The sequence below is a fragment of the Citrobacter sp. TBCS-15 genome (genome assembly GCF_005280815.1).
Lineage (GTDB): Bacteria > Pseudomonadota > Gammaproteobacteria > Enterobacterales > Enterobacteriaceae > Citrobacter > Citrobacter werkmanii.
This window is the reverse complement of record NZ_SZWK01000289.1, coordinates 265208-278347: the sequence shown is the minus strand read 5'-3', so window position 1 is coordinate 278347 and position 13140 is coordinate 265208. Positions and strand designations below refer to the sequence as shown.

11 protein-coding genes are annotated in these 13140 nt (G+C 51.1%); 10 read left to right on the top strand and 1 reads right to left on the bottom strand.

Annotated elements, in window-relative coordinates; translation table 11 throughout:
- The first annotated feature begins 87 nt into the window (after nucleotides 1-87).
- The 3 genes from udk (at nucleotide 88) to asmA (ending at nucleotide 3281) form a co-directional block, all read left to right on the top strand.
- Entirely contained in the window at nucleotides 88-729 is a 642-nt protein-coding gene (udk, locus tag FDW96_RS17130; protein ID WP_003036776.1) for a uridine kinase, read from the top strand.
- 91 nt (nucleotides 730-820) lie between these two features.
- Nucleotides 821-1402: a dCTP deaminase gene (gene dcd, locus FDW96_RS17125; RefSeq protein ID WP_003834269.1), complete on the top strand. Its 582-nt coding sequence runs from the start codon at nucleotides 821-823 to the stop codon at nucleotides 1400-1402.
- 25 nt (nucleotides 1403-1427) lie between these two features.
- Entirely contained in the window at nucleotides 1428-3281 is a 1854-nt protein-coding gene (gene asmA / locus FDW96_RS17120; RefSeq protein WP_137366016.1) for an outer membrane assembly protein AsmA, read from the top strand.
- A 44-nt stretch (nucleotides 3282-3325) separates the two neighbouring features.
- Here the strand turns inward: asmA and FDW96_RS17115 are convergent, their stop codons facing one another.
- Nucleotides 3326-4909, bottom strand: coding sequence for a TerC family protein (locus FDW96_RS17115; RefSeq protein ID WP_137366015.1), 1584 nt, complete (start codon nucleotides 4907-4909; stop codon nucleotides 3326-3328).
- Nucleotides 4910-5564: 655 nt separating this feature from the next.
- Between FDW96_RS17115 and FDW96_RS17110 the strand changes: the two genes are divergently transcribed.
- The 7 genes from FDW96_RS17110 (at nucleotide 5565) to wcaD (ending at nucleotide 13135) form a co-directional block, all read left to right on the top strand.
- Nucleotides 5565-6704 (top strand): polysaccharide export protein, encoded by a 1140-nt coding sequence (locus FDW96_RS17110; protein WP_042307444.1) that lies wholly within the window; start codon nucleotides 5565-5567, stop codon nucleotides 6702-6704.
- A 5-nt stretch (nucleotides 6705-6709) separates the two neighbouring features.
- The gene (gene wzb / locus FDW96_RS17105) at nucleotides 6710-7159 is read left to right on the top strand and encodes a low molecular weight protein-tyrosine-phosphatase Wzb (RefSeq protein WP_038641798.1); all 450 of its coding nucleotides are present in this window, start codon (nucleotides 6710-6712) and stop codon (nucleotides 7157-7159) included.
- Nucleotides 7156-9318 (top strand): tyrosine-protein kinase Wzc, encoded by a 2163-nt coding sequence (gene wzc / locus FDW96_RS17100; protein ID WP_137366014.1) that lies wholly within the window; start codon nucleotides 7156-7158, stop codon nucleotides 9316-9318. Before wzb ends, wzc begins: the two co-directional genes overlap by 4 nt.
- Before the next feature lie 77 nt (nucleotides 9319-9395).
- A complete protein-coding gene (gene wcaA, locus FDW96_RS17095; RefSeq protein ID WP_137366013.1) occupies nucleotides 9396-10238 on the top strand; it encodes a colanic acid biosynthesis glycosyltransferase WcaA in 843 nt (280 codons plus the stop codon).
- A 2-nt stretch (nucleotides 10239-10240) separates the two neighbouring features.
- Nucleotides 10241-10729 (top strand): colanic acid biosynthesis acetyltransferase WcaB, encoded by a 489-nt coding sequence (wcaB, locus tag FDW96_RS17090; RefSeq protein WP_137366012.1) that lies wholly within the window; start codon nucleotides 10241-10243, stop codon nucleotides 10727-10729.
- The gene (wcaC, locus tag FDW96_RS17085; protein WP_137366011.1) at nucleotides 10726-11943 is read left to right on the top strand and encodes a colanic acid biosynthesis glycosyltransferase WcaC; all 1218 of its coding nucleotides are present in this window, start codon (nucleotides 10726-10728) and stop codon (nucleotides 11941-11943) included. Before wcaB ends, wcaC begins: the two co-directional genes overlap by 4 nt.
- Nucleotides 11918-13135: a colanic acid polymerase WcaD gene (gene wcaD, locus FDW96_RS17080; RefSeq protein WP_042307457.1), complete on the top strand. Its 1218-nt coding sequence runs from the start codon at nucleotides 11918-11920 to the stop codon at nucleotides 13133-13135. Before wcaC ends, wcaD begins: the two co-directional genes overlap by 26 nt.
- The last annotated feature ends 5 nt before the right edge of the window (nucleotides 13136-13140 follow it).

The window sequence follows — 13140 nt, the reverse complement described above, 5'->3', positions numbered from 1 at the left end:
TCGCGCCGCTGAAATCCCTATAATTGCCGCGTTTGGCGTTTCGACGCCGCCCTTCCTTACATCCAGGTTAATCAGGTCGCTAAATTTATGACTGATCAGTCCCATCAGTGCGTCATTATCGGCATCGCCGGCGCATCGGCTTCCGGCAAGAGTCTTATTGCCAGCACGCTTTATCGCGAATTACGTGAACAAGTCGGTGACGAACATATTGGCGTTATTCCCGAAGACAGCTATTACAAAGATCAAAGCCATCTGTCGATGGAAGAACGTGTAAAAACCAACTACGACCATCCGAACGCGATGGATCACAGCCTGTTGTTTCAACATCTACAAACGCTTAAACGCGGAAGCGCCATTGAACTCCCCGTTTACAGCTATGTTGAGCATACGCGCACGCAAGACACTATTCATATCGAACCCAAGAAAGTGATCATCCTGGAGGGCATTCTGCTGCTGACAGACGCGCGTTTGCGTGACGAGATGAACTTCTCTATTTTTGTTGATACGCCGCTGGATATTTGCCTGATGCGCCGTATTAAACGGGATGTGAACGAGCGTGGTCGTTCTATGGATTCGGTGATGGCGCAATACCAAAAAACCGTACGTCCAATGTTCCTGCAATTTATTGAGCCTTCAAAACAATACGCCGACATCATCGTGCCGCGCGGGGGTAAAAACCGCATCGCCATCGATATTCTGAAGGCTAAAATCAGCCAGTTCTTTGAATAAGTTCAGCGAATTGTGTACCGTTCAGTGATAACCTGGTTCACCCTTAACGCACCTGGCATTAAGGGGTTGAAGCACGAAAGGAGAAAGTGCCATGCGTTTATGTGACCGAGATATTGAAGCCTGGTTGGATGAAGGTCGCCTGTCGATCACTCCACGCCCTCCTGTCGAGCGAATCAATGGCGCCACGGTAGATGTGCGTCTTGGTAACAAATTCCGTACGTTCCGCGGTCATACGGCGGCGTATATCGATTTGAGTGGACCGAAAGATGAAGTCAGCGCCGCGCTGGATCGTGTAATGAGCGATGAAATCGTCCTCAAGGACGGCGAGGCATTTTTCCTGCATCCGGGTGAACTTGCGCTGGCGGTGACGTTCGAATCCGTGACGTTGCCTTCCGATCTCGTCGGTTGGTTAGATGGACGTTCTTCATTAGCGCGTCTGGGACTGATGGTACACGTTACCGCACACCGTATCGATCCGGGCTGGTCAGGGTGCATCGTACTGGAATTTTACAACTCCGGAAAATTACCGCTGGCCCTGCGCCCGGGCATGCCGATTGGCGCGTTGAGTTTCGAACCGCTTTCCGGTCCGGCTGCGCGACCTTACAACCGTCGTCAGGATGCAAAGTATCGCGATCAGCAGGGCGCTGTTGCCAGCCGGATCGATAAAGACTGAATGTTTTCAGTCCATTGGGGATAGCATGAGACGATTTCTGACAACGCTGATGATCCTGCTGGTCGTGCTGGTGGCCGGTTTTTCTGCGTTAGTACTGTTGGTGAATCCGAATGATTTCCGTGCGTATATGGTCAAGCAGGTTGCTGTGCGTAGCGGATATCAGCTGCAGTTGGATGGTCCTCTGCGTTGGCACGTATGGCCTCAGCTGAGCATCCTCTCGGGACGCATGGTGTTAACCGCAGAAGGTGCCAGTGAACCCCTGATTCGTGCCGACAATATGCGTCTCGACGTCGCGTTGTGGCCGTTGTTGAGTCATCAGCTCAGCGTGAAGCAGGTGATGCTCAAGGGGGCTGTGATTCAACTGACCCCGCAAACTGAGGCGGTGCGTGGACAAGATGCGCCCGTTGCTCCCAAAGACAATACATTGCCCGATCTGGCGGAAGACAAAGGATGGTCGTTTGATATCGCCAGTCTGCGCGTGGCCGACAGCGTTCTGGTATTCCAGCATGAAGACGACGAGCAGGTTACGGTTCGCGATATTCGTCTGGAGATGGAACAGGATAGCCAACACCGTGGTACGTTTGATTTCTCCGGGCGCGTGAACCGCGATCAGCGTGACCTTGCGTTATCCTTAAACGGCACCGTCGATGCCTCCGACTACCCGCATAATTTGTCCGCTAATATTGAGCAGTTAAGCTGGCAACTACAGGGGGCCGATCTACCGTCGCAGGGAATTAAAGGTGAGGGGCAGCTTCAGGCGCAGTGGCTGGAAGAGAAAAAACAGCTCGCGTTTAGCCAGATTCATTTGACCGCTAACGACAGCTCTCTCGCCGGGCAAGCCCAGGTGTCGTTGTTAGATAAACCCGAATGGCTCGTCGACCTGAAATTTGGTCAGCTCAATCTGGACAATCTGATTGTGCAACGCGATGCCGTGGCAGCGACAAACGGTGAGGTTCAGCAAGGTCAGAGTCAGGCGACGCTGGCGCGTCCCGTCATTGCTTCGCAGGTTGATGCTGTCTCTTACCAGGGACTCAAGGGATTCTCGGCAGACATCACGTTACAGGCTGACAAGGTATTGTGGCGTAAAATGGCGTTTGAGAATGTCTCGGCAAAAATAGATAACCAGTTCGGCTTACTGAAGGTCGCGCAACTGGAAGGGAAAAATGACGGTGGACATGTTTCGCTTCCCGGTACGTTGGACGCCAGAAAAGATGAGCCGCGAGCAGTCTTTCATCCGCGACTGGAAGGTGTAGAAATTGGCACAATCCTGAAAGCCTTCAACTACCCAATCGCGCTGACCGGTAAGCTGTCACTGGCGGGAGATTTTTCCGGCTCAGATATTGACGCCCAGGCGTTTCGCCATAGTTGGCAAGGCCAGGCCCATGTCGAAATGAGCGATACGCGAATGGAAGGGATGAACTTCCAGCAGATGATACAACAAGCCGTAGAACGCAGCGGCGGTGATGTTAAATCACAGCAAAACCTGGATAACGTCACCCGACTGGATCGCTTTGTAACCGATCTGACGCTGGATAACGGCGAGGTTACGCTGGATAACATGGCCGGTGAGTCTGCGATGCTTGCGCTGACGGGCAAGGGGACGTTAGATCTGGTGAAGCAGAATTGCGACACGCAGTTTAACATTCGCGTGCTGGGCGGCTGGGATGGCGAAAGCAAGCTGATTAAGTTCCTGAAAGCCACGCCGGTTCCTCTCAGGGTTTATGGCCAGTGGCAGGCGCTGAACTATAACTTGCAGGTTGATCAGCTGTTGCGTAAGCATCTGCAGGATGAAGCGAAACGTCGTCTGAACGATTGGGCCGATCGCAATAAAGACTCCCGCAACGGTAAAGATGTTAAGAAGTTGCTGGATAAACTCTGATTCAAATTGCCGGATGGCGGCTGATGCGCCATCCGGCGGGTGATTTACACCTCGTAATCCATCTCTTCTTCACCGTGTAGCGGTATCAACTGGACTTTTTGCACGCGATGGTTTTCCACCTGCAAGGTTTTTAGTCGGTAGTCGCCAACCTGAACTTCCTCTCCGGTTTTCGGAATACGCTGTAAATATTCCATCAAAAGCCCGGCAATGGTGTGATATTCACGTTTTTCATCTAACGGAATAGGGACGTACTGCACTAGATCTTCCAGCGGCATGTGACCGTTAGCCGTCCACGAACCATCAGCATTTTTTTGAATATCATGGCGGGCATCAATCTCTTCTACTTCATTTGGCAGATTACCGGCGATGGTTTCCATCACGTCACTGAGCGTCACGATCCCTTCTACAGAACCAAATTCATCAGCAATAAAAGCGAAGTGCGTGCGGGCATTACGGAACTGCTCCAGCGCCGGAAGCAGCGGCAGCGTTTCCGGGAACACCAGCGGCTGACGAATCAGAACGCGTAAGTCGAGCGGCTCACCGCGCAGAGACTGCTGCAGCAGATCGATGATATGCACTACGCCCAGCAGTTCTTCCTGCTCGTCTTCCCCGGTAACGACCAGACGCGTATGCTGGTTTTTTTCCAGTAAAGCGCGAATTTCTGCTTCGGGTGCGTTGAGATCGACGTGTTCAATGTCGTGGCGTGAGGTCATTATGCTGCTGACGGTACGCTGATTAAGATTCAGTACGCGTTCAATCATCCGCCGTTCCTGAGGCGCAAAAATCTGACCCTCCTGGTGATCCGCCAGCATAGCAGCGGTTTCGGCATCCAGTTCGGCATCTTCTTTTTGACCGCTCAGCAACCTCATCACCGCCTCGGCGGTGCGCTGGCGCAAGGTATGATTGGCTGACAGGAAGCGACGACGGTTAAAGATTGCCAGCTGGTTCAAGGCTTCGATCATGACCGAGAAGCCGATAGCGGCGTACAGATAACCTTTCGGGATATGGAAACCGAACCCTTCGGCGACCAGGCTGAAACCAATCATCAGCAGGAAGCTCAGGCACAGAATAACGATGGTTGGGTGGCTGTTGACAAAGCGAGTCAACGACTTGCTGGCGAGCACCATCAGGCTGATGGCAATAATCACCGCCGCCATCATCACCGCCAGGTGATCGACCATCCCGACGGCTGTAATGACTGAATCCAAAGAGAATATGGCGTCCAGCACCACTATTTGCGCGACCACCCCCCAGAACTTAGCGCCTTTACGCTGGGTGGGATTGTCGCTGTCTTTTCCTTCCAGCCGTTCGTTTAGCTCCATTGTGGCTTTAAACAACAGGAAGAAACCGCCGAACAGCATGATCAGATCGCGCGCGCTGAAACTGAGGCCGCGAATGCTGAACAGTGGCGTAGTCAGCGTCACCAGCCAGGATATTGATGCCAGCAGCAGCAGTCGCATGACCATCGCCAGCAGGAGCCCGGTAATACGCGCCTTATCCCGCTGGGCAGGAGGGAGTTTCTCCGCGAGGATGGCAATAAAAACAAGATTATCAATGCCAAGAACAAGTTCGATCACGATTAGCGTGACGAGTCCGGCCCAGATTGACGGATCGGCAATCCATTCCATAGTAAGTGCTATACCCATAGTTGTATGACAATTGTCACAATTCGATCATGGGTAAAACTGGCGGAAAATGCAATGCCGGAAAGGGATTTCTCTGGTGGTTATATCAGGATACCAGCGGGAAATAGCCATAATGTAACTACAGGAAATAATTTTCTTTAGCTAATTGTATTTAGGAAATATCGCAGGTGGTGTATTTATTTAGCAACGCTGTCAATATCGATAAAATCCTAAAAATATATAAATCATAGTCTTAATATTATTCTTAAAAGCAAGTGGGCGGAGGCTTGTTATCTTGCCTGCTATTCACTTAGCTGCAACAATTCTTCCGGTAATAATCAAAAGATAAATATTTCCTCATCAACCAGTGACGTTATTCCCGATGCGTTGCCGCTCTGAATGTGATGAAAATAAAGGAGAAGATAAAAATTTAAATTAATCAGTGCATTGGTAGCTAATGAAGCCAGGGGCGGTAGCGTGTCTGGTCACCTGAAAACAAGCCTGAATTATTCTGTCAAGAGACCGCAGATGAATCCATTATTTTTAGGATTGATGCCAGTTAAATTCCTTTTCAATTAACGGCAAGGTAAATGTGTACAGGCGAAGCCGCTATTTAGAACGCACGTGATAATTACTCTGCCAAAGTGATAAATAATCAATGATGAACTCCAAACTTAAATTGATACCAGTCCTGGTATCGGTAATCTTGATAAACGGTTGTACCGTGCTTCCGGGCAGCAATATGTCTACGATGGGCAAAGATGTGATTAAACAGCAGGACGCTGATTTTGATATCAACCGGATGGTGAATGTTTATCCACTGACCCCGCGACTGGTCGAGCAATTACGTCCTCGTCCTAATGTTGCGCAGCCTAACATGTCGCTGGAGCAGGAGATTGCAGGATATCAGTATCGGGTCGGTCCGGGCGATGTCCTGAATGTGACCGTCTGGGATCATCCTGAACTTACAACCCCGGCCGGGCAGTATCGTAGCTCAAGCGATACCGGCAACTGGGTGCAGCCGGATGGCACCATGTTTTACCCCTATATTGGCAAAGTCAGCGTGGTGGGAAAAACGTTAGCCGAAATTCGTAGTGATATTACCGGGCGCTTAGCGAAGTACATCGCTGACCCGCAGGTGGACGTTAATATCGCCGCTTTCCGCTCGCAGAAGGCTTATGTCTCCGGGCAGGTGAACAAATCTGGCCAGCAGGCCATCACCAACGTACCGCTTACCATTCTTGATGCCATTAACGCCGCAGGCGGTCTCACCGAGGCGGCTGACTGGCGCAATGTTGTACTGACTCACAAAGGGCAGGAGCAACGTATTTCACTGCAAGCGCTGATGCAAAATGGCGATCTGAGCCAGAACCGTCTGCTCTATCCTGGCGACATTCTGTTTGTTCCGCGTAATGACGATTTGAAAGTCTTCGTGATGGGGGAAGTGAAAAAGCAGAGCACCCTCAAAATGGACTTCAGCGGTATGACGCTCACCGAAGCGCTTGGCAATGCGGAAGGTATCGATCTGACTACCTCCAACGCCAGCGGCATTTTCGTTATTCGTCCGTTGAAAGGCGAAAGCGGGAACAACGGCAAGATCGCGAATATCTATCAGCTTGATATGTCCGATGCGACTTCGCTGGTGATGGCGACGTCATTCCGACTCCAGCCTTACGATGTGGTGTATGTCACGACCGCACCGGTTGCCCGCTGGAACCGTTTGATCAATCAGTTGCTGCCGACCATTAGCGGTGTTCGCTATATGACGGACACGGCCAGCGACCTTCACAACTGGTAATCGTCATGTTTAACAAAATATTAGTTGTCTGTGTGGGGAACATTTGCCGTTCCCCAACGGCGGAACGCTTGTTAAGGAAGTTTCATCCGGCGTTGACGGTCTCTTCTGCGGGTCTCGGGGCGCTGGTGGGTAAAGGCGCGGATCCTTGTGCTATCAGCGTCGCGCAGGCGCACAACCTGTCACTGGAAAATCATTGTGCCCGGCAGATCTCGGGACGCATGTGCCGGGAGTATGACCTGATCCTGACCATGGAAAAACGCCATATCTCAGCCCTGTGCGAAATGGTGCCGGAGATGCGCGGCAAAGTGATGCTCTTTGGTCACTGGGACAGCGAACGCGAAATTCCCGACCCGTACCGTAAAAGTCGAGATGCGTTTGACGCGGTGTACGCATTACTTGAACGGTCTGCCCGCCAATGGGCTCAGGCATTGAACGCGGAGCAGGGAAAACAATGACAGAAAAAGTAAAACAGTCTGCCGCGCCGGTTACGGGCAATGATGAAATCGATATTGGTCGTCTGGTAGGGACAGTGGTGGAAGCTCGCTGGTGGGTACTTGGGATTACCGCAGCTTTTGCCGTGTGTGCGGCGGTTTACACGCTGTTTGCCACGCCGATCTACAGTGCGGATGCGCTGGTGCAAATTGAGCAAAATACCGGGAATTCCCTGGTGCAGGATATTGGCTCGGCGTTGTCGAATAAACCGCCGGCCTCGGAAGCGGAAATTCAGCTCATTCAGTCACGGCTGGTACTGGGAAAAACGGTAGACGATCTCAATCTGGATATCGCGGTGACGAAAGATACGTTTCCGATTTTTGGCGCCGGCTGGGATCGGTTGATGGGTCGTCAGAATGAAACCGTTAATGTCACCACCTTCACGTTGCCAAAGGCGATGAAGGAACAGACCTTTACGCTAAGCGTGCTGAACGACAAAAGTTATCAATTAGTCAGTGATGGGGGATTTAGCGCCCGCGGTCAGGTTGGGCAATTATTGAATCGCGATGGCGTGACGATGCTGGTTGAGGCGATTCATGCCAGCCCTGAGAGCCAATTTACCGTCAGCAAATTTTCCACATTGGGCATGATTAACACCCTGCAAAATAACCTGATGGTGACAGAAACCGGCAAAGATACTGGCGTATTGAGCCTGACTTTTACCGGCGAAGACCGCGAACAAATCCGCCAGATCCTCGACAGTATTACCCGCAACTATCTGCAACAAAACGTAGAGCGTAAGTCAGAAGAGGCCGCTAAAAGTCTGGCGTTTCTGGCAAAACAGTTGCCTGAGGTGCGTAACCGTCTGGACGTTGCTGAAAACAAGCTGAATGCCTTCCGTCAGGATAAAGACTCCGTGGATTTGCCGCTGGAAGCTAAAGCGGTGCTGGATTCCATGGTAAATATCGATGCGCAGCTCAACGAACTGACCTTTAAAGAAGCGGAAATCTCCAAGTTATTCACCAAAGCGCACCCGGCGTACCGCACATTGCTGGAAAAACGCCAGGCGCTGGAAGATGAAAAAAGTAGGCTGAACGGGCGTGTTACGGCAATGCCGAAAACGCAGCAGGAAATTGTCCGGCTGACCCGCGATGTGGAGTCCGGTCAGCAGGTCTATATGCAGCTGTTAAATAAGCAACAGGAACTGAAGATCACCGAAGCGAGTACGGTCGGAGATGTGCGCATCGTCGATCCCGCGATTGCCCAGCCAGGCGTGCTGAAGCCGAAAAAGGCGTTGATTATTCTCGGTAGTATTATTCTTGGTTTGATGCTGTCGGTAGTGGGCGTATTGCTACGTTCCCTGTTTAATCGCGGCATTGAAAGCCCGCAGGCGCTGGAAGAGCATGGCATCAGCGTGTATGCCAGCATCCCGCTTTCAGAATGGCAAAAAGCGCGTGATAACGTTCAGACCATTAAAGGTGTGAAGCGCTACAAACAAAGCCAGTTACTGGCGGTGGGGAATCCAACGGATCTCGCCATAGAAGCGGTCCGCAGCCTGCGTACCAGTTTGCACTTCGCCATGATGCAGGCGCGCAACAACGTGTTGATGCTGACCGGCGTCAGCCCGTCGATAGGTAAAACATTTGTCTGCGCTAACCTGGCGGCGGTCATTAGCCAGACTCATAAACGCGTGCTGTTGATCGACTGCGACATGCGCAAAGGCTATACCCACGAACTGCTGGGGACCAATAACGTCAACGGTCTGTCCGAGCTCCTCGTCGGTAAGGGAGATATTACCTCCTGCGCGAAACCGACCTCCATTGCGAATTTTGATCTGATCCCTCGCGGACAAATCCCTCCTAACCCTTCAGAGCTTCTGATGAGTGAACGCTTTGGCGAACTGATTACGTGGGCCAGCGAGCACTATGACCTGGTGCTGATAGATCCCCCGCCAATACTGGCGGTGACCGATGCGGCGATTGTTGGCCGTCATGTCGGCACCACGCTGATGGTGGCGCGTTATGCGGTCAATACGCTGAAAGAGGTGGAAACCAGCCTGAGTCGGTTTGAGCAAAATGGCATTCAGGTGAAGGGGGTGATCCTGAACTCTATCTTCCGCCGTGCCAGTGGGTATCAGGATTACGGTTACTACGAATACGAGTACACGTCGGATTCGAAATAGATAACGAACAGCAACGCATATCGAATGTAGGCCTGATAAGCGTAGCGCCATCAGGCAACTTTATTTGGGAAACGAAAATGACGACAGAAAACCCACTAATTTCAATTTACATGCCAACCTGGAATCGCCAACAGCTGGCCATTCGGGCGATTAAATCGGTGTTGCGTCAGGACTATCCTCACTGGGAGATGATCATTGTTGATGACTGTTCTTCCTCGTATGAGCAATTGCAGCAGTTCGTTGAGGAACTCAACGACCCACGCGTGTGCTATACGCATAACGCGACGAACTCCGGGGCCTGTGCGGTGCGCAATCAGGCCATCATGCAGGCCAGTGGGCAATATATTACGGGTATTGATGATGATGATGAATGGACGCCGAATCGCCTGAGCGTGTTTCTGCAACATCGTCATCAACTGGTCACGCGCGCGTTTCTGTACGCCAATGATTATGTTTGCGAAGGCGAAGTGTATTCGCAACCAACCAGTCTGCCGCTCTATCCGAAGTCAGTTTACTCCCGACGCAAGTTTTATAAGCGCAATATTATTGGTAATCAGGTATTTACATGGGCATGGCGTTTTAAAGCATGCCTGTTCGATACCACACTGAAAGCCGCGCAGGATTACGACATTTTCCTCAGGATGGTGGTGGCGTACGGCAAACCGTGGAAGGTCAAAGAGGCGACGCAGATCCTGCATGTGAACCACGGTGAGATGCGCATTACCTCATCACCGCATAAATTCTCCGGCTACTTTCAGTTCTATCGTAAGCACAAAGGTAAATTTGACCGGGCGAGTAAGAAATATCAGCTGTTTACGCTCTACCAGATCCGCAATAAACGAATGAACTGGCGCACGCTGCTGACGTTGCTTTCGATTCGCAACAGTAAGCGTCTGGCCGACGGACTGCGAGGACGCTAAGTATGCTGGAAGATTTACGCGCGAACGGCTGGAGTCTGCGCCCCTGCTGCATGGTAGTGGCCTATCGGATTGCCCATTTTTGCTCCGTCTGGCGTAAAAAAAATATCGTGAACAACCTGTGGGCTGCGCCGGTGCTGGTGCTGTATCGCCTGATCACTGAATGCCTGTTTGGTTATGAAATTCAGGCCGCTGCATCTATCGGTCGTCGTTTGACCATCCATCATGGTTATGGCGTGGTGATCAATAAACACGTGGTGGCAGGGGACGATTTAACCCTGCGCCACGGTGTCACCATTGGCAATCCTGGCGACAAAGATCTGTCCTGTCCGGTCATCGGTAACGGTGTCGAGCTGGGGGCTAACGTCACTGTGCTCGGCAATGTCGCTATAGGCGATAACGTGACCATTGGCGCCGGGAGCGTGGTGGTGGATAGCATCCCTGACAACACGCTGGTGGTGGGCGAGAAAGCACGAGTGAAGGTAACAAAATGAATATCTTGCAATTTAATGTGCGACTCGCAGAAGGTGGAGCGGCAGGCGTAGCCTTAGATCTGCATCTTCGCGCGCTGGAGAAAGGACTGTCGTCGCGCTTTGTGTACGGCTATGGCAAAGGTGGCAAGAAAAGCGCCAGCCACAGGGATTATCCGCATGTTATCAAACATACGCCGCGTCTGACATCGGTGGCGAATATTGCGCTATTTCGTTTCGCTAACCGCGATCTGTTCGGCAATCTCAATAATTTATACCGTACGGTGACCCGCACTTCCGGCCCGCTGGTGCTGCATTTTCATGTGCTGCACAGCTACTGGTTGAATCTGGAAGAGGTGGTGGCCTTTTGCCAAAAGGTGAAGGCGCATAAACCGGACATCACCTTTGTCTGGACGTTGCATGATCACTGGAGCGTGACCGGACGCTGTGCTTTCACCGATGGTTGTGAAAGCTGGAAAACGGGCTGCCAGAAATGCCCGACGCTAAGTAACTATCCGCCGGTAAAAATTGACAAAGCCCATCAGCAATTGCCCGGAAAACGGCAGATGTTTCGCGACATGTTAGCGCTTGGCTGCCAGTTTATCTCTCCCAGCCAGCATGTGGCCGACGCGTTCAACAGCCTGTATGGCGTGGGGCGCTGCCGCATTATTAACAACGGTATTGATGTGGCAACCGAAGCCATTCTTGCCGACCTGCCCGCCAAATATGAGCCACACGGCAGACCGAAAATCGCTGTAGTGGCTCATGACCTGCGCTATGACGGTAAAACCAATCAGCAACTGGTGCAGGAGATGATGGCGTTGGGAGAAAAAATTGAGCTGCATACCTTCGGCAAATTTTCGCCCTTTGTTGGCGATAACGTTATCAATCATGGCTTCGAAAGCGATAAGCGAACGTTGATGAATGCGCTTAACGAGATGGATGGACTGGTGTTCAGCTCCCGCGTTGATAATTACCCGCTGATTCTGTGCGAAGCGCTTTCCATCGGCGTACCGGTGATTGCTACGCACAGCGAGGCTGCACGGGAGGTGCTGGCGAAAGCGGGCGGTAAAACGTTCAGTGAAGCGGATGTACTGCGGCTGGTACAACTGAAAAAATCAGACATCGCACAGGCGGTATTCGACACGTCGCTTGCCGAGTTCAGCCAGCGCAGCCGGGTGGCATACAGTGGGCAACAGATGCTGGAGGAATATGTCTCGTTCTATCAGAATCTGTAGCTATCTGCTGCTACCGCTGCTTTATCTGCTGGTTAACGTCAAACTTGCCCAGCTTGGCGAGAGCTTCCCAATAACGATTGTCACATTCTTGCCCGTTCTGCTGTTGCTGTTTGTCGAGCGCATCAATATTAAAAAATTAATGATAGCGCTGGGCGTGGGGGGAGGATTGACGGCGTTTAACTACCTGTTCGGTCAATCGCTGGATGCCAGTAAGTACGTCACGTCCGCGATGCTGTTTGTCTATACCGTGGTGATTATTGGCATGGTGTGGAGCATTCGCTTCAAAACCATTTCGCCGCATAACTACATTAAGATCCTGCGCTTTTTCTGGCTGGTCGTTGGGCTGGTAGTGGGGTTAGCGGCAGTTGAAATGGCACAGATCATTCTCAGCGGCGGTAGCAGTTTAATGGAAGTTATTTCGAAATATCTTATTTACAGTAACAGCTATGTTCTGAACTTTATTAAGTTTGGCGGAAAACGCACCACCGCACTTTATTTCGAACCGGCATTCTTCGCTCTGGCGTTAATCTCAATTTGGCTCAGTATCAAACAGTTTGGTATCAAAACGCCTAAGTCCGATGCTATGATTCTGGCAGGGATAATATTATCAGGATCGTTTTCAGGGGTAATGACGTTTATTTTGTTTTATCTCCTGGAGTGGGCGTTCCAGTACCTGAATAAGGATGCGATAAAAAAGAAGTTGCCGCTGGCGATAATCTCATTAAGCGTGTTTTTAGTCGGTGTGATATTCGCGTTTCCGTACATCGCAACGCGCCTTGGAGATTTAGGAACCGAGGGTTCATCATCGTATTATCGAATCGTAGGTCCGTTAGTAATGGTCGGTTATTCGCTAATGCATGTTGATGGTGTAGTAAGATTCGGTTCGCTTTATGAATATGTCGCGTCATTCGGAATTTTTAACGGTGCGGATGTGGGTAAAACGATAGACAATGGTTTGTATCTGCTGATTATTTATTTTTCATGGTTCGCCGTGATATTAACCCTGTGGTACATGGGGAAAGTTATCAAGATGATGATCACTGCTTTTGGTGATAATCAGAATTTTCGGGTGCAGCTTTATCTTTTTACGCCGCTGTCGCTGTTTTTTACAGGGTCAGTATTTAGTCCGGAATACGCTTTTTTAATTGTATGTCCGTTTATTTTGCGCAAGGCGCTGAATATCGCGAGGTAAATCAC